The 16,578-nt window shown below is 62.7% G+C and carries 14 protein-coding genes and 1 pseudogene; 11 read left to right on the top strand and 4 right to left on the bottom strand.

The genetic code is table 11. The features are described 5' to 3' along the window. Positions 1-3 precede the first annotated feature (3 nt). The 8 genes and pseudogenes from cysW to KMZ29_RS23760 all read left to right on the top strand — a co-directional run bounded on the left by cysW (position 4) and on the right by KMZ29_RS23760 (position 9,349). Positions 4-873 (top strand): sulfate ABC transporter permease subunit CysW, encoded by an 870-nt coding sequence (gene cysW / locus KMZ29_RS23795; protein WP_215621474.1) that lies wholly within the window; start codon positions 4-6, stop codon positions 871-873. Beyond that, positions 863-1,906, top strand: a complete 1,044-nt coding sequence (locus KMZ29_RS23790) for a sulfate/molybdate ABC transporter ATP-binding protein (protein WP_215621473.1) — start codon at positions 863-865, stop codon at positions 1,904-1,906. The genes cysW and KMZ29_RS23790 overlap by 11 nt, the downstream gene beginning before the upstream one ends. A 73-nt stretch (positions 1,907-1,979) precedes the next feature. Further along, a complete protein-coding gene (locus tag KMZ29_RS23785) occupies positions 1,980-2,474 on the top strand; it encodes a CAP domain-containing protein (RefSeq protein ID WP_369810046.1) in 495 nt (164 codons plus the stop codon). A 146-nt stretch (positions 2,475-2,620) separates the two neighbouring features. Next, positions 2,621-3,136: pseudogene (locus KMZ29_RS23780) on the top strand (DUF3734 domain-containing protein); the annotation flags it as partial. Between the two features lie 5 nt (positions 3,137-3,141). Then, positions 3,142-3,930, top strand: a complete 789-nt coding sequence (locus KMZ29_RS23775) for a 3-hydroxybutyrate dehydrogenase (RefSeq protein ID WP_215621472.1) — start codon at positions 3,142-3,144, stop codon at positions 3,928-3,930. A gap of 503 nt (positions 3,931-4,433) precedes the next feature. Continuing rightward, entirely contained in the window at positions 4,434-6,821 is a 2,388-nt protein-coding gene (locus tag KMZ29_RS23770) for an arylsulfatase (protein ID WP_215621471.1), read from the top strand. Positions 6,822-6,915: 94 nt separating this feature from the next. Then, the gene (gene gntH / locus KMZ29_RS23765) at positions 6,916-8,271 is read left to right on the top strand and encodes a guanitoxin biosynthesis MBL fold metallo-hydrolase GntH (RefSeq protein WP_215621470.1); all 1,356 of its coding nucleotides are present in this window, start codon (positions 6,916-6,918) and stop codon (positions 8,269-8,271) included. Positions 8,272-8,332: 61 nt separating this feature from the next. Continuing rightward, positions 8,333-9,349, top strand: coding sequence for a CobW family GTP-binding protein (locus tag KMZ29_RS23760; protein WP_249779776.1), 1,017 nt, complete (start codon positions 8,333-8,335; stop codon positions 9,347-9,349). 166 nt (positions 9,350-9,515) lie between these two features. On the opposite strand, the gene KMZ29_RS23755 is transcribed toward KMZ29_RS23760, so the two are convergent. Continuing rightward, complete coding sequence (locus KMZ29_RS23755) at positions 9,516-10,889, bottom strand: oligosaccharide flippase family protein (protein ID WP_215621468.1); 1,374 nt, start codon at positions 10,887-10,889, stop codon at positions 9,516-9,518. A gap of 110 nt (positions 10,890-10,999) precedes the next feature. Then, positions 11,000-11,839 (bottom strand): protein-disulfide reductase DsbD domain-containing protein, encoded by an 840-nt coding sequence (locus KMZ29_RS23750; protein ID WP_215621467.1) that lies wholly within the window; start codon positions 11,837-11,839, stop codon positions 11,000-11,002. Between the two features lie 161 nt (positions 11,840-12,000). Here KMZ29_RS23750 and KMZ29_RS23745 point away from each other — a divergent pair, with 161 nt between their 5' ends. Then, positions 12,001-12,624: a YqgE/AlgH family protein gene (locus KMZ29_RS23745; RefSeq protein WP_249779775.1), complete on the top strand. Its 624-nt coding sequence runs from the start codon at positions 12,001-12,003 to the stop codon at positions 12,622-12,624. Positions 12,625-12,835: 211 nt separating this feature from the next. Continuing rightward, positions 12,836-13,902, top strand: a protein-coding gene (locus KMZ29_RS23740; RefSeq protein WP_215620268.1) for an IS630 family transposase whose coding sequence is annotated in 2 segments (ribosomal slippage) — positions 12,836-13,325 and positions 13,325-13,902 — 1,068 coding nt in all. Because the reading frame shifts where the segments join, the coding sequence is not laid out codon by codon here. A gap of 15 nt (positions 13,903-13,917) precedes the next feature. Here the strand turns inward: KMZ29_RS23740 and KMZ29_RS23735 are convergent. Then, positions 13,918-14,805: a TauD/TfdA dioxygenase family protein gene (locus tag KMZ29_RS23735; protein ID WP_215621465.1), complete on the bottom strand. Its 888-nt coding sequence runs from the start codon at positions 14,803-14,805 to the stop codon at positions 13,918-13,920. A 98-nt stretch (positions 14,806-14,903) separates the two neighbouring features. Next, entirely contained in the window at positions 14,904-15,683 is a 780-nt protein-coding gene (locus tag KMZ29_RS23730) for an SDR family NAD(P)-dependent oxidoreductase (RefSeq protein ID WP_215621464.1), read from the bottom strand. Between the two features lie 107 nt (positions 15,684-15,790). Here KMZ29_RS23730 and KMZ29_RS23725 point away from each other — a divergent pair, with 107 nt between their 5' ends. Beyond that, entirely contained in the window at positions 15,791-16,525 is a 735-nt protein-coding gene (locus KMZ29_RS23725) for an SDR family NAD(P)-dependent oxidoreductase (protein WP_215621463.1), read from the top strand. Positions 16,526-16,578: the final 53 nt, after the last annotated feature.

Raw genomic sequence — 16,578 nt, 5'->3', positions numbered from 1 at the left:
CGGATGAATCAGCCGCAACTCTCGCTCAGCTCGGCACAGGACGATCTGCGGACCGAGCCGAGGTTCGTTCGCATCGTCATCATCGTGATCGCGGTCGCATTCCTGACGGTGTTCGTCGTGCTGCCGCTGGTCGTGGTATTTGCGCAGGCATTTTCCAAGGGGATTGGCGCGTATCTTGCTGCGCTTTCCGATCCGGAGGCGCTGTCGGCGATCAGGCTGACGCTGATAGTGGCGGCGATTTCGGTCGGCCTCAATCTGGTGTTCGGGGTGGTCGCTGCCTGGGCGATCGCCAAATTCGACTTTCGTGGCAAGACCTTCCTGATCTCGCTGATCGATCTGCCGTTTTCGGTGAGCCCTGTCATTTCGGGCCTGGTGTTCGTGCTGCTGTTCGGCGCGCAGGGTTATTGGGGGCCCTGGCTGCAGGCTCATAACGTCCACGTGCTGTTCGCGGTGCCGGGCATTGCGCTCGCGACCATTTTCGTGACGTTTCCCTTCGTCGCACGCGCGCTGATTCCGCTGATGCAGGAGCAGGGCACCCTCGAGGAAGAGGCCGCGATCTCGCTCGGCGCGTCGGGCTTGCAAACCTTCTTCCGCGTCACTTTGCCCAATATCAAATGGGGCGTGCTATACGGCGTACTGCTATGCAATGCGCGGGCGATGGGCGAGTTCGGCGCGGTGTCGGTGGTGTCGGGCCATATTCGCGGCGAGACCAACACCATGCCGCTCTTGGTAGAGATCCTCTATAATGAATATCAATTCGTATCGTCGTTCGCGATTGCCTCGCTGCTGGCGATGCTGGCACTGATCACGCTGGTGGTGAAAACGATTCTCGAACGGCGTCTGGACGAAGGGCAAATTCCGCGTGACGATTGAAGTCAAGAACATCGTGAAGAAATTCGGAGCGTTCGCCGCTCTCGACGGCGTCGACCTGAAGGTCGACGACGGCGAACTGCTGGCGTTGCTCGGGCCGTCGGGGTCGGGCAAGACCACGCTGCTGCGGATCATCGCGGGACTGGACTGGCCTGATTCCGGCGAGGTTTCGTTCGACGGCGAGAATGCGCTCGCCCATGGCGCCAGCGAGCGCCACGTCGGATTCGTGTTCCAGCACTACGCGCTGTTCCGGCACATGACGGTGTTCGAGAACGTCGCCTTCGGCCTGAGGGTGCAGCCCCGCGCGGTCCGCAAGGACGAGGCCGCGATCCGCGCCCGCGTCAAGGAATTGCTGGATCTGGTGCAACTCGACTGGCTGTCCAGCCGATATCCGAGCCAGCTGTCCGGCGGCCAGCGCCAGCGCATTGCGCTGGCGCGCGCGCTGGCGATCGAGCCGCGCATCCTCCTGCTCGACGAACCCTTCGGCGCGCTCGACGCCAAGGTGCGCAAGGAGCTGCGGCAATGGCTGCGCTCGCTGCATCACGAGATCCACGTGACCTCGATCTTCGTCACCCACGACCAGGAAGAGGCGCTCGAAGTCGCCAACCGGGTGGTGGTGATGGATAAGGGCCGCATCGAGCAGATCGGCACCCCCGGCGAGGTCTACGACCATCCGGCGACCGCCTTCGTGCACGGCTTCATCGGCGAGTCCATCGTGCTGCCGGTGGAGGTGCAGAACGGCTGCGTCCGGCTCGGCGGCAAGCCGCTGAATATTGGGGCGGACGGTGTTGTTTCCGGCGCGTCGAAACTGTTCGTCCGCCGCCACGACATGGCGATCGGGCCGGCCGGCAGCGGCGCGTTCGAGGGCGCGGTGCGGCATGTCCGCAGCTTCGGCCCGATTCAGCGCGCCGAAGTCGCGCTGTCGGCGGGCGAGGGCACCACCGTGATCGAGATCGACGCGCCTCGGGACCGGGAATTGCAGCCGGGCGAGATCGTGGGATTGCAGCCCCGCCGCTACCGGATTTTCGCCGCCTAGGGCCCGGAAAGTTCACCATTCAGCCATGGTTGGTATGCAACAACTCCCCATTCGGTTGGGGGAATCTCGAATCATGCGGGCGATCATCGCCATTATCGGGCTATTGGCGCTTGGCGGCTGCGTCGGGGACGCGCCGGTTCCGGATCAGCCGATCATGTATCTCAGCATGGCCAATGGCGGGGCCACGCTCGATCCGCAGGCGGCAGCCTCCATGATCTCGCTCTACAGGCAGAACAACGGCCTCGGCGCCGTGGCGGTCGATCCCGAACTGATGAAGCTCGCCGAGCAGCAGTCGCAGGCGATGGCCAAACGCAACAAGCTCGACCACGACGTCAAGGGTCCCCTGGCCAAGCGGCTGAACGGGTCCGGATACCCGGCAACGATGGCGGTCGAAAACGTATCGGCCGGATATCACACCCTGGCGGAAGCTTTTTCCGGCTGGCGCGACTCGCCTCCGCACAAGGCCAACATGCTGAAAAACGGTGTCACAAAATTGGGCATCGCGGCGATCTATGCTCCAAATACCAAGTACAAGGTATTCTGGACGCTCATTCTTGCATCAACATAGGCGCGATAACCGCGGCGTGATCCTGCTGCGCGGCTTCGATGATTGACGCCGTCGCCAACTGACGCCACGGTACGACGTTCTCTGATAGTTGATCTGATGTCATGACGGACAGCCTCCATCCATCGCCAGTACGAACGCCCGCGCAGGCGCAGACGCCGCTCGACTACGTGCTGGATGAGGAGCTCGACCGCGACCTCCTGATCTTCCAGGTCGACCTGTTCAGCGCCCGCGGTCCGCTGCCGGTGTCGTTGCTGGAGGCAGCGGAACGCGAGAAGGACATCCGCTTCTCCAGCCGCACCAGGATGAACACCGACAAGAACAAACAGGTTCACAACACCCGCAAGGCGCTGCGCGAATTGATCGGCAAGCTGCCGGATTATCTCAGGAACGATCCGTCGGTCGAAATTCTCTGCGAAGCCGCCAGGGAAAGCACCGTTACGGTGGTGCATCTGATCTACCGCAGCAAGAACCACGAATCCAATTCCAAGGATTACGATTTTTCACGCGTCGGCATGGTCGAGCACTGGGGCGCGGGCACGCGCGACGTTCACCTGTCGATGCGCCACAAGGACTGGCTCGATCAACCGCAATCCGGCGAGACCATGGTGACTTACGATCTCACGAGGGACGGTACCGGGCCCCTCGACGGCAAAAAGGAGTAGACGGAATGGGTACGTTGACAGGCAAGACCGCCGTTGTGACCGGCTCGACCAGCGGCATCGGGTTGGCATATGCGCGCGCCTTTGCCGGCGCCGGCGCCAATATCGTTCTCAACGGCATGGGCGCGCCCGCCGACATCGAGAAGGAGCGCGCCGGCATCGAGAAGGATTTCAAGGTCAAAGCGGTGCATTCGCCCGCCGACATGACCAGGCCTGCGGAAATCGCCGAAATGGTCGCGCTCGGCGAAAAGACCTTCGGATCGGTCGACGTCCTCATCAACAATGCCGGCATCCAGTTCGTGTCGCCGATCGAGGAGTTTCCGCCGGAGAAGTGGGAAGCGATCATCGCGATCAACCTGTCGTCGGCGTTCTACGGCATCCGCGCCGCGGTGCCGGGCATGAAGAAGCGCGGCTGGGGCCGCATCATCAATACCGCTTCGGCGCATTCGCTGGTGGCCTCACCGTTCAAGGCGGCCTACGTCTCGGCCAAGCACGGCATCGCCGGCCTGACCAAGACCGTGGCGCTGGAGCTCGCGACCTTCAAGATCACCTGCAACTGCATCTCACCCGGCTACGTCTGGACCCCGCTGGTCGAGAAGCAGATCCCCGACACCATGAAGGCGCGCAACCTGACCAAGGAACAGGTCATCAACGACGTGCTGCTGCAAGCGCAGCCGACCAAGGAGTTCGTGACTTCCGAGCAGGTGGCGGCGTTGGCGCTGTTCCTGTGCGGCGACGACGCGGCGCAAATCACCGGCGCCAATCTGTCGATCGACGGCGGCTGGACCGCAGCGTAGGGCCGTCACAGGAAGCATCCGGTACTTTGCAACTCTAGAGGAGAATTGCGGTAACGGCGATTGCTGGATCGCCCGCTGGAGCCTGTCATCCGGCCGGCCAAAGGCCGGACCAGTTGGCGCGAGATCAATAGGGAACTTGGGCGTGCGCTCACTCATTGAGATCGATGAGCAGTGCTTGGCCCATGTTCGACGCTTTACGGACTCACGTCCGACATTTTTCATCAAGTTCTAATATGCAGGCGAGGTCACCCAAATTGCGTGTTCGACAGTTGTCCTTGATGCAGATCAATGCGGTGCAACTTCACGGGCGATACAGAAGGTTCTGTTTGATAGACTGCGCTATTGTGAAGGCAAGCTATAGATTGCGCTATTGTGAGGGCAAGCTTGGGATCTCTCGTCCGCTGCCCGGCTGATCTGGAATTCTGAATTCCCGGCAGCTTGATTCATGCCAAGGCCCTTTGTTGTCCCCGCGGGGTAATCGTTGCTGGGAGAGAGGTGTTGCCATGCGCACCCACAACATGAACCCAACGCGCGCGACGCTCTACCAGGCACGCTCTTGGACGGCAGCCGGACTGGTGCTGGCTGTCGCGACACTCTTCAGCGGCGTTACATCGGCGCAGGAAGTGCTGCCCACGCCACCGGCGCCCTTCAAGGGGCAGATTGGGCTGAGCGCCAAAGACTCGAAGTCCGATTTTCCAGTGCCGGTGCAGGCCGCCAAAGGCGCACCCAACATCATGGTAGTGTTGTTGGATGACGTCGGCTTTGGGGCATCGAGCACGTTCGGCGGCCCCATAGAGACACCGACGCTGGAACAGCTGGCGAAGAGCGGCCTGCGCTACACCCAGTTCCACACCACGGCGCTCTGCTCGCCCACCCGCGCGGCCCTGCTGACCGGGCACAATCACCACTCGGCGCATACCGGAGTGATCATGGAGCAGGCCACGGGCTTTCCCGGCTACGACAGCCTGATGGGGAAGGACACCGCGACCGTCGGCGAAATCCTGAAGCAAAAAGGCTGGAACACCGCCTGGTTTGGCAAGAACCACAATGTGCCGGACTGGCAGAGCAGCCAAGCCGGGCCATTCGATCTCTGGCCGACTGCTCTTGGCTTCGAGCATTTCTATGGCTTTGTAGGCGCGGAAACCAGTCAGTGGCGACCCGCGGTGTTCGAAGGAACCAAGCCTATTCAGCCTTACCTTGGCAACCCGGATTATAACTTCGACTACGACATTGCGGACCAGGCCATCAATTGGGTGCGCAACCAAAAGGCCGTAGCCCCCGACCGGCCGTTCTTTCTTTATTACGCTCCCGGGGCCACCCACTCGCCGCACCACCCGAGGAAGGAATGGATTGCAAAATACAAGGGCCAGTTCGACCAGGGCTGGGACAAGGTGCGCGACGAAACCCTCGCGCGGCAGAAGAAGCTGGGCATTGTGCCGGCCAACACTCAGTTGACCCAGCGCAGCCAGGGTATACCGGCTTGGGATTCATTCAACGCTGAACAGAAACAGCTCTTTGCCTACATGATGGAGGTGTACGCCGGCTACCTTTCCCAGACGGACTACAACGTGGGCAGGGTCGTGGATGCAATTGCGCAATTGGGCCAGCTCGACAACACGCTGGTCATTTATATCGTCGGCGACAACGGCGCCAGCGCCGAGGGCATGACGCAGGGGTCGCTCAACGAAATGGCGACGCTGAACGGAATCGAAGAGGATTACAAAGAGGTCCTCAAACGCAAAGAGGATATTGGCACGTGGAAAACCCATAACCACTACCCGACCGGCTGGGCCCATGCCATGGATGCGCCTTTCCAGTGGACCAAACAGATCGCCTCGCACTATGGCGGCACACGTAACGGGATGGTCATTTCCTGGCCTGCCCGCATCAAGGACGCGGGCGGCATCCGGCCGCAGTGGCATCACACGATAGACATCGTGCCGACCATTCTGGACGTATCCGGTCTGCAACAGCCCTCTATCGTCAACGGCGTGGCGCAGAAGCCCATCGAGGGCGTAAGCATGGCCTACACCTTCGACGATCCCAAAGTGCCATCCACTCGCCGGACGCAGTATTTCGAGATGTTCGGCAACCGCGGCATCTATCACGATGGCTGGTTGGCCGGTACGACTCCGCACTTTGCGCCTTGGGAGGACCCGTTCAACGCAGCGCCGGTCGATGTCGTCAGCGGCTACAAGTGGGAGCTCTATAACGTCGCCGAAGATTTCAGCGAAGCCGTCAACCTCGCGGATAAGTACCCTGACAAACTCCGGGAACTCCAGTTGCTGTTCTATGCGGAGGCCGCCAAGTATAACGTGTTACCTCTGGACGACAGCAAGGTTGCACGAATGGACGTGGCCCTTCGTCCCAGCCTGACCCGCGGACGCACCGAGTTCACCTACTACGGAAGCCTTGCGCGCATTCCCGAGGGTGCGGCGCCCGACGTGAAGAACAAATCGTTCCGTATCGCGGCCAGCGTGCTTCTCCCGAAGGGAGGAGAACAGGGCGTTGTGCTGACGCATGGGGGGCTCTCCGCCGGCTACGCGCTGATGTTCAAGGACGGAAAGCCGATTTTCCATTACAATCTGGCGAACGTCGCGCACTTTAATATTGTGGCCAAAGATGCCCTTACGCCCGGCAAGCACGACGTCGTCTTTGACTTCAAATATGACGGCGGCGGCATCGGCAAGGGCGGCACCGGGACGCTTAGCGTAGACGGCAAACAGGTCGCTGCGGGCCGCATCAACGCAACCATACCCGGGCGCTTCAGCTTGGATGAAACATTTGATGTGGGCGAAGACACTGGCACGCCCGTAAGCGAGGACTACGACGTGCCATTCAAATTCACCGGCAAGATCGAGAAAGTCGTCGTCAAGCTCGGCGATAAGTGAGCGCTGGCGACTCTTCCCCATAAATCAAAGACGGAAAGGGATGGTCGTGGAACCCGAAGAAAAGACGGAGCGACTCACTCTTAGCCGGCGTGAAATGCTCAAGGTGGTTGGCCCTGCCGCCGCCGGCATGGCAGCAGGCGTGGCTTCGGCGGAGGCTGCCGAGGAAAACAAGCCCGCGACCGGCGAAACGAATGCATACGGGGCGCCTCCCGGCGCTGGCATCTCGATGCCGCCCTACTATCTGCCGACGCCGTCAGTCAAGAACCGCAACAACTATTTCCCGCAGAGCGAGCCGCTCGGCCCGGACGAGATGCGCATCATCTTCATGGGCAGCCAGCCCTGGCCGCCACGGCTCTCGCAGGCCGGCACCTGCATCATGGTGGAACTCGGCACCAGCAAGCGGCTCTTCTTCGACTTCGGTCCCGGCTGCCTGCGCAATATCATCGCCAACCAGGTGCCGGTACCGGAAATCAACGATATCTTTCTGACGCACCTGCACCTCGATCACTACGCCGACATACCTTATCTGTGGCAATTCGCTCCCTTCAATGGCCGCTGGAAACCGTTGCGTGTCATTGGCCCCTCGGGCCGCACCGCGGCGCTTGGCACCAGGGCGATGTGCGAACACATGGAGAAGATGGGCGCCTGGACTTCGCACCAGGCGGCTGGCATGCCGATGGCGGACGGCTACGAGATCGAGGTCACCGAGTTCGACTTCAGGGACGACGGTGGCGTCTGCTACGACAAGGATGGCGTGAAGGTGACCCACTGGCGGCGCTCGCACGCCGCCGACGGTGCCTCCGCCTATCGGCTCGACTGGAACGGGCTTTCCTTTGTCTGGACCGGCGACGGCAAGCCGGACCAGCTCACCGCCAAGTATGCCAAGAACGTCGACGTGTTCGTCACCGAGATGGCCGTGGACATGGTCAGCCTGTGGGCCTTGAAGCAGGGTGTTTCGCCCTATATCGGGGCCTGGACGATCGATAATTTCCACACGATGCACTATGCCGTCGGCTACCTCGCGAACCTGGTGCAGCCGCGGCTCGCGATGGCCACGCACGTCTCCTTCGACCGCGAACTGATCGGCGAGATGACCGCCGGTGTCCGGATGCACTACAAGGGCATGTTCGCGTTCGGCATCGATCACACCGTGGTCAATGTCACCAAGGATCGTATCTGGATCCGCGAGGCCGCGTTGCCGGAGACGTCCAACGTCGCCCGCCCGAGCATGGAATGGATGATCAAGAACAATTTCGGCGGCAACATGCCGACTGAGATGACGGTGAAAAGCCCGTTCTTGGCCAATCAGGAGCAGTCGATTCGCGACCTGGAGATTGATCCCGCGCTGTTCACACCGAAGGACCAGATGCGGCAATGGGCCCGGATGCCGGCGGAGATGAAAATCGACATAGCTGACTTTCTCGGCGGCGGCCAGGCACCGAAGAAATAGCGAGAACGTCGGCCAGCTCCCGTGGTGCGGTGGGGTTGCGTCAGTGAGGAGTATGCTGGCGATGGACTATATTGATCACGACTCCGCGGTCAGCCCGTCACCGATCCCGGTGACCATCCTCACTGGCTTCCTTGGCGCAGGCAAGACAACGCTGCTCAACCGCATCCTCAACGGCGATCACGGTCTGAAGGTGGCCGTGCTGGTCAATGATTTCGGCGCAATCAACATAGACGCCGAACTTGTCGTAGGTGTCGAGAGCAACGTCATCAGCCTTGCCAACGGCTGCATCTGCTGCACCATCCGCGACGACCTCATCGAGACGGTGATGGAGACGATCAGGCGGCCGGAACAGCCTGAATACATCCTGCTGGAAGCCAGCGGCGTGGCCGAACCATCCGGCATTGCCATGACCTTCAACAATCCCGGCTTGCGCGACCGCATTCGGCTGGACTGCATCCTGTGCGTGGTGGATGGCGAGCAGGTGTTTGCCGCGCCGGAGATGATGGAGTTGAAGATCTTCCAGATGGCGTGCGCCGACATGATCATCCTGAACAAGGTAGACCTGGTGGGCGGCGACCAGATCGGCAAGATCAAGAAGTGGCTGGACAGCCGCTTCCATCGCTACCGGCTCATCGAAGCAAGCCACTGCAACGTGCCGTTGGAGGTCTTGCTTTCCGTTGGCCGATTCGCCCCAACGCGGGTGGGTTCGAGTCTGCACGAGTTGGAGCCCCGCGACTGTGGTGACCCCAATTGTAATCGCGAACACCACCATGACCACTCGAAAGCCTTCAGCACTTGGAGTTACGAGACTGACCAGCCTCTCTCGCTAGAGGCGCTGCGCGAGGCGGCGTCAAAGCTGGCGGCGAACGTCTACCGCGCCAAAGGCGTGATCTACTCGGCCGACGCCCCGGAGCGCCGCGCGGTGTTGCAGGTGGTCGGCCGGCGCGTGGACATTTCGTTAGAGGACGCGTGGGGGAAGCGTCGGCCTCGAACACAGATCGTGGCCATCGGAGCACACGGCGCCATCGACAAGGAGGCATTACACCACAAGCTTGAGCAGTGCCTGAGTACTCCTTGAAGCTTTTCTCCGGGCGCAAATCACCGGCGCCAACCTGTCGATCGACGGCGGCTGGACCGCGGCGTAGGGAACAAGTTCGTCATTGCCGGGCTTGACCCGGCAATCCGCCAAATGACGAGTCTTGAGAAGGAGATGGATGCCCGGATCAAGTCCAGGCATGACGAGTTCAGCTGCCCTTCCCGAACGCCAGCACGTGGAGCCCGAGCCGCTTCCGCACGATCCAGAACAGGAGCACGGTCTCGAAGATGAGCGAGGCCGAGGTCGCAGCGGCGGCGCCGTGACCGCCGAACCGCGGCACCAGCGCGACGCAGAGCGCCACATTCATCGCGAACGCCAGCGCATAGGCCAGCGCGCAGATCAGCTGATGGCCGAGCATGTTGAGCAGCCGCTCGACCGGGCCGATCGCCGAGCGGACCACAAGGCCAATGGCCGCGACGAACATGATGTCGTAACCGACGACGAATTGCGGTCCGAACAGCCACAACAGCGGCTTGCCCATTGCCAGCAGCAGGATGGTGGCGGCCAGCGACGGCCAGAACGTCCATTGGATCGCATAGGCGACATAGGCCGACAGCCGCGCCTTGTCGCCGAGTGCATGATACTCGGCGAAACGGTGCGCCGTGGTCGCCGCCATCGCATAGTGAATGAAGGACACCAGCGCCAGCGTCTTCACCACGGCGAAATAGACGCCGACTTCCTCCGACGAGCGGAATTGCTGCAGCACCAGGACGTCAGTGTAGGACAACAGCAGGTAGAAGCTTTCCACCAGCAGGATCGGCAGCGAGATCGAGAGCCAGCCGCGGAAGTCGTAGGCCTTGGCGCCGGGCTTGACCTCGCCGTCGAGCCGGCGGTTCAGCACGATCATCTGCCCGATCATGGCGATCCAGACCGCGGCGGCGCTGGCGAGCATCGCCGCGGTGGCGCCGAGGTTGAAGCCGAGCGCGAACGCACCCGCGGTGAGGCCGATGATCAGCGACTGCCGGATGATGAACTGCGGCATCAGTCCGAGCCGCATCCAGTCATGCGAGCGCGCGATGCCGTCCTGGGTATTGGCGACGACGAAAGCCGGCAGCGTCAGGCAGCCGATGTAAAGCGGCACCACCGCATGAGCATCGATCCACGGCGACAGCAGCTTCACGACGCCTGCCAGCAGCACCGAGACCACTGTGGAAACGGCAAAGGTCAGCCAGCGGCTGCCGAACAGGAAGCCGCGCAGCAGCGCGTCGTCGCCGCCGGCGCGGTACTCCGGAATGATCTTTTGCGCCGACGCGGAGATGCCGAAATCCATCATGCTGCCGAGCAGCAGCACCCAGGTCCAGACGTAGACATAGACGCCGTAATCCGAGCCGCCCATCCAGCGCGCCAGCAGGATCTGCGAAAGGTAGGCCATGGCGGCGCTGACGACGCGGATGATGAATACCGTGCCGGCGAGCCGCCTGGTCACGGAAGCGTCGCTGGAGCCGCCGAGAAAGCCGGCAAGCATGCCCCGCAGCCGCGTGATCGCGCCTGCAGGCGAAGCTGATGCGGATTGAGTGTCCATCACGGCCAAGGCGGCAAGTCCCTGAAGCCGCGTCGGGCGCGGCGGTGATGCGGACCTATCAACTATTCGTTAAGATTCGGTCTCCCGGCGTTCGCCGGGACGACACCGGGCTAATTCAAATTGACATTGAATTCGTAGGCGCGGTCGCCGCCGACCAGGGTCAGTTTGAGGGCGGCGCCCTCCGGCTTGGCGCCCGGCGGCAGGCCGTCGAGCTCGAAGCCGAAGCGCTTGACCCCGGGGGGCCCGCCTTCGAGCAGCTTCGGAACCGGCAGCGCCCAGTCCGGCGTCGGCCCTTCGACGAACAGGCTGACGTCGCGGGCGTCGGGTGCCACGACGTCGACCAGCACGCCGGATTTGCCGTCGCGCCTGACGTCGCGGATGGTCATCGGGTTGGGATCGCCGACATTGGCGGGCTTGGGCACGGTATCGAGGGCTGCGGACAGCGCGCTGTCCTCGGTGCTCGCCACGCTGGTGAAGGCGAGTTCGGCCCTGGCTTCGACAGGGATGCAGAGCTTCTCGCAGACCGCGTAGCTGATCTCGGCGCGCAGTTTCACCGGCTTGTCGGCGTTCCTGGCGACGATCCGCAGCGGCAGCACGATCTGGGTCTTGTAGCCCAGCGAGGTGCCGCCGGCGCCGTCGTCGAACTTCATCGGGGCCGGCCACAGAACGGTCACGGCTTCGACATTCTCCGATTTCGAGAAATCGAAGCGTGGAGGTACCCCGGAATCCCCCGGGGTGCGCCAGTAGGTCTTCCAGCCCGGCTGGAGCTGGAAGGCGATACCGCCGAGCAGCACCGCGCCGCTGCGCGATCCCGCCAGCAGCCGCACCGCGGAATGATCATCCCGCTGCCACGGCGAGGAATCCTGGGCGCAGGCCTCGATCGCCAGCGATGACATCAACATTGTGGCGGCCAGGCCGAGCGCGGCCCGCAGGGGAACTATCACGATCATGAGACGTCTTTACAGGCAGCCAAGGCGGCAAACCATTGAATTGCTTGTGATCTGCGACGAAAACCGGCGCCGAGCTTGATTGACAGAACCGGCACCCAATATCAGGATATGTACCCACATGAGAGTCCTTGCGGATGGGCCCTGAAGGCAAGACACCGAGGATGACCAGCCACACCGCCGCCGGCCGTAGCGACGATTCGGACCATCGCGGCTATCTCGATGGCCAGATCCTTATCGCCATGCCGGTGATGGGCGATCCTCGCTTCGAGCGTTCGGTGATCTATCTCTGCGCGCATTCCTCCGAAGGCGCCATGGGCATCATCGTCAATCGCCCGGCCGGCAGCATCGACTTTCCCGAATTGCTGGTGCAGCTCGACATCATCCAGAAGGCCGACCAGATCAAGCTGCCGGAAAACGCCGAGAGCATGAAGGTGCTGAAAGGCGGCCCGGTCGAGACCGGCCGCGGCTTCGTGCTGCATTCGAGCGATTTCTTCATCCAGGATGCGACGCTGAAGATCGACGACGGCATTTGCCTGACCGCGACCGTGGATATTCTCAAGGCGATCGCCAAAGGCGCCGGGCCGAAACACGCGATCCTCGCGCTCGGCTATGCCGGCTGGGCGCCGGGACAATTGGAAACAGAAATCCAGGACAATGGCTGGCTGCATTGCGACGCCGATCCGGACCTGATCTTCGGCGGCGATGTCGAGGAAAAATACCTGCGCGCGCTGCGCAAGATCGGTATCGATCCGGGCATGCTGTCGAACGAAGCGGGGCATGCGTAAGTGTCGTCGTCATTGCCGGGCTTGACCCGGCAATCCAGCTACTTCGCAAAGACTCTCATTGATGGATACGCGGGTCGAGCCCGCGTATGATGTCATGGGCGTTGAGGGTGCAGTAGACCTTATACCAACGGCCGCGGCTTTTGACTCATTTTGGGATTCCCAAATCAGAGAAACTCTGACTCGATGTTTGCTTTTGAGAGGAGCAGCATCGATGGGTGGAGCGGTTAGGATCCTACGGCTTGATTTGACGGCAAAGGACCTTCGTGCGGCGGCGGGCCGGGAGAAGGATGGTTCAGCAGCACGGCGGATGTTGGCTCTTGCGATGGTGCTCGATGGGATGGATCGCAAGTCGGCGGCGGAGAGCTGCGGCATGGATCGCCAGACCCTGCGGGATTGGGTGCATCGCTACAACGCTGAGGGCTTGGACGGCCTGCACGATTTGAAGACGCCAGGTCCCACGCCAAAACTCACAGCGGAGCAGCAAGCCGAACTGGCCAAGCTGGTTGAGGCCGGGCCCGATCCGGCTCGCCATGGGGTAGTGCGCTGGCGGCGCGTGGATTTGCGCGACGAGTTGCAACGGCGCTTTGGCGTCGCATTGCATGAACGCTCGGTCGGCAAGGTGCTGGCGAAGCTCGGCTACCGCCGGCTCTCGGTGCGTCCGCGCCATCCGCAGGCCGACGAAGAAGCCCAGGAGGCCTTTAAAAAAACTTTGCCGCAACGGTCGCGGCGCAACTCCCCGACCGCGCGAAAGACAAACCCATCGAAATCTGGTTCCAGGACGAAGCCCGCATCGGCCAGCAAGGGACGCTGACCCGCGTCTGGGCCAAGCGAGGAACACGGCCTCGTGCGCCACGCGACCAACGCTACGAGTGGGCTTACATTTTTGGCGCCGTCTGTCCGCAACGCCGAGCTACGGCGGCGCTCGTCCTGCCCGCCGCCGATACCGATGCCATGTCCATGCATCTGGCCGAAATCGGCCGCCGTGTTGCGCCGGGAGCACATGCTGCGCTCGTCATTGATGGCGCAGGCTATCACGTCGCGGCGCGTCTCTCCGTTCCAAGCAACATCACGCTCGTCCGCCTGCCGCCCTACGCTCCAGAGCTGAACCCGGTCGAGAATGTCTGGGAATATCTGCGCGGCAACAAACTCGCCATCACCGTGTTCGAAAGCTACGACGACATTGTCGACAAATCCTGCGCTGCTTGGCGCTTCTTCGCCGACGACCCCGAGCGCGTTGCCTCAATCACATCCAGAACCTGGGCGACGGTCATTCCTTGAGGCCGTTGGTATTACTCATTCCGCCGCCTGCTGTGCTACCGTGGGCTCGGTGCCGGCCACCGTGGCGCGGCGCATGTCGCGCGGTTGCGACTGGTCGTAGCGGCGCACCCGGTGCAGGGTCTGGCGGTTGTCCCACATGATGAGGTCATGCAGCGTCCATTTGTGGACGTAGACGAATTCCGGCTGCGTGGCGTGCTCGGTGAGGTCGCGCAACAAAAGCCGCGCCTCCGGCACGCTCATGCCGAGAATCGCGCCGGCATGCGACGACAGATACAGCGACTTGCGGCCATGCACCGGATGGGTACGCACCAGCCGCTGCAACACCGGCTTGAACATCTGCTTCTCTTCCTCGGTGTAATCCAGGAAGCCCAGCGATCCGCGCGAATACATCAGCGAGTGTTCGCAGATCATGTCCTCGATCTCGGCCTTGGTGTCGTCGTCGAGCGCGTCATAGGCCGCGCGCATGTCGGCGAATTCGGTGTTGCCGCCCTTCGGGTTCACCACCCGCGCCGACAGCAGCGAGAATTTCGCTGGGATCGGGCGGAACGAACTGTCGGAATGCCACAGGCAGTTGCCGAGGTTGAACAGGTGGGTGCGGTGATCCTTCGGCAGCGGCTTGCCGTCCTTGCCGAGGTTGGAGACGTCGTTCAACCCGGACGTCAGCCGGTAATCTTCCTTCTTCGTGACGGTGCCGCCGCGCGCATTCTCGCGCTCGCCGAAATTCAGCGCAAACGCCAGTTGTTGCTCGTCGGTGATGTCCTGATTGCGGAACAGCAGCACGGCGTATTTGTCCATGCCGGCTTCGATGTCCCTGGCCTCCTGCGGCGTCAGGGGTTTTCGCAAATCGACGCCGGAAACCTCGCCGAAAAAATGCGGGTGAAGTTGCCGGATCGTGACCGTCATGGGCGTTTCTCCTGAACCAGGCGGTTGCTCCACCCTGCTTGGAGAAAAAACTACTCCCTGACCCTGCCGTGTCAACGGCGCCCGGCGCATGCCCGCCGTCAGGCGTTGCGGGCCATCAGGCCGCCGTCCACCGGGATGACCGCGCCGGTCAGGAACGAGGCTGCCGGCAGGCACAGGCTCAGCGTCATGTGCGCGACTTCCTCGGGATCGCCGTAGCGGTTGAGCGCGGTTCGGCGCCTCGCATAGATCGCCTTGTGCTCCTCCGAAATCCGCTCCGTTATTGCGGTCCTGATCGGACCCGGGCAGATGCAGTTCACGGTGATGCCGTCGCGGCCGAGCTCCACCGCGAGCGAACGGGTCAGCCCGACGACGCCGGCCTTGGCCGCCGAATAGGGGCTGTGCAAGGCGGTGGCGCCGAGCGCCTCGGTGGAGGCGATGTTGACGATCCGCGGCGATTTCGACCGGCGCAAATGCGGCAGCGCGGCGCGGATGATGCGCTGGTGCGCCGTCAGCATCACGGCAAGTCCCTTCGCCCAGGCTTCGTCGTAGCCGTCGTCGTCGATCGCCACCCGCACCGACATGCCGGCATTGTTGACGACGATATCGAGCCCGCCGAAATGCGCGGCGACGGCGCCGACGACGGTCTTGATGTCGTCGGCGCTGGCGACATCGAGCGTCCAGGCTTTGGCGCTGCCGCCGCTCGCCACGATCGCATCGGCAACGGCCATGGCGCCTTCGGCCGAATAATCCGTCACCGCGACGCTGGCGCCCTCGGCCGCGAACACCCGCGCGGTGGCGCGGCCCATGCCGCTGGCCGCTCCGGTGACGAAAACGTTCAACCCTTTGACCGAGCGGCTGAGCTGTTTGAAATCGGACATCGGGAATGCTCGCTGAGGATGAGGCCGTCCGGCCCGCAGGATTGACAAGGCTGGCATCGATCCCCAGAGAGGTCAAACCAGGCAAGAAAAGAACGGGAGGGGCTGCGATGAGCGAACTGGATTTCGGCGGCAGGCAGGTTCTCGTAGTCGGCGGCTCCAGCGGCATCGGCAACGGCGTCGCGCAGGCGTTCCGCGCCAAAGGCGCGCGCGTGCATGTCTGCGGCACCCGCGCCGCCGCGTCGGATTACTCGCTCGCCGAGGGATCTGATCTCGAGGGCCTCGGCTACGCGCAGCTCGACGTCAGCGATCCCGGGGCAATCGAGAATTTCAGGCCGTCATTCGACCGGCTCGACGTGCTGGTGCTGGCGCAGGGCGCGGTGATCTACCGCCGCGGCGAATTCGAGATGGACGGATTTCGCAAGGTGCTCGAGGTCAATCTGATCAGCCTGATGGCCTGCGCCGGCAAATTCCACGACATGCTGAGCGCGAGCAGGGGCTCGCTGATCATCGTCAGTTCGACCGCCGCCTATCACTCGACCAAGGGCAATCCGGCCTACAACGCCTCGAAGACCGGTGCCGTCGGGCTGACCCGGACGCTCGGGCAGGCCTGGGCCGAGGACGGCATTCGCGTCAACGGCATCGCGCCCGGCCTCGTCGACACCAAGATGACCAAGGTGACGACGGCAAATCCGAAGCGGCTGGAAGGCGCGATCGAGCGGATACCGCTGAAGCGGCTGGGCACGCCGGCCGACATGGCGGGCGCCGCATTGTTTCTGGCCTCGCCGCTGTCGTCCTACATCGTCGGGCAAACCCTCATCGTCGACGGCGGGCTCATTCTGTAGCAACCGGACGTCATTCCGGGACACGCGAAGCGTGGACCCGGAACCCAGAAGTT

It is taken from the genome of Bradyrhizobium sediminis (assembly GCF_018736085.1).
GTDB lineage: Bacteria > Pseudomonadota > Alphaproteobacteria > Rhizobiales > Xanthobacteraceae > Bradyrhizobium > Bradyrhizobium sediminis.
Note: the sequence above shows the minus strand (reverse complement) of the source record. Positions and strands in the feature narration are given on the sequence as shown.

Excerpts from the sequence above, each read along its gene's own strand:
- KMZ29_RS23775 (WP_215621472.1), top strand. The coding sequence starts at position 3,142 with ATGGGTACGTTGACAGGCAAGACCGCCGTTGTGACCGGCTCGACCAGC.
- KMZ29_RS23750 (WP_215621467.1), bottom strand. The coding sequence starts at position 11,839 with ATGATCGTGATAGTTCCCCTGCGGGCCGCGCTCGGCCTGGCCGCCACA.
- gntH (WP_215621470.1), top strand. The coding sequence starts at position 6,916 with ATGCTCAAGGTGGTTGGCCCTGCCGCCGCCGGCATGGCAGCAGGCGTG.
- KMZ29_RS23770 (WP_215621471.1), top strand. The coding sequence starts at position 4,434 with ATGCGCACCCACAACATGAACCCAACGCGCGCGACGCTCTACCAGGCA.
- KMZ29_RS23745 (WP_249779775.1), top strand. The coding sequence starts at position 12,001 with ATGACCAGCCACACCGCCGCCGGCCGTAGCGACGATTCGGACCATCGC.
- KMZ29_RS23725 (WP_215621463.1), top strand. The coding sequence starts at position 15,791 with ATGAGCGAACTGGATTTCGGCGGCAGGCAGGTTCTCGTAGTCGGCGGC.
- KMZ29_RS23760 (WP_249779776.1), top strand. The coding sequence starts at position 8,333 with ATGGACTATATTGATCACGACTCCGCGGTCAGCCCGTCACCGATCCCG.
- KMZ29_RS23755 (WP_215621468.1), bottom strand. The coding sequence starts at position 10,889 with ATGGACACTCAATCCGCATCAGCTTCGCCTGCAGGCGCGATCACGCGG.
- KMZ29_RS23730 (WP_215621464.1), bottom strand. The coding sequence starts at position 15,683 with ATGTCCGATTTCAAACAGCTCAGCCGCTCGGTCAAAGGGTTGAACGTT.
- cysW (WP_215621474.1), top strand. The coding sequence starts at position 4 with ATGAATCAGCCGCAACTCTCGCTCAGCTCGGCACAGGACGATCTGCGG.
- KMZ29_RS23785 (WP_369810046.1), top strand. The coding sequence starts at position 1,980 with ATGCGGGCGATCATCGCCATTATCGGGCTATTGGCGCTTGGCGGCTGC.
- KMZ29_RS23735 (WP_215621465.1), bottom strand. The coding sequence starts at position 14,805 with ATGACGGTCACGATCCGGCAACTTCACCCGCATTTTTTCGGCGAGGTT.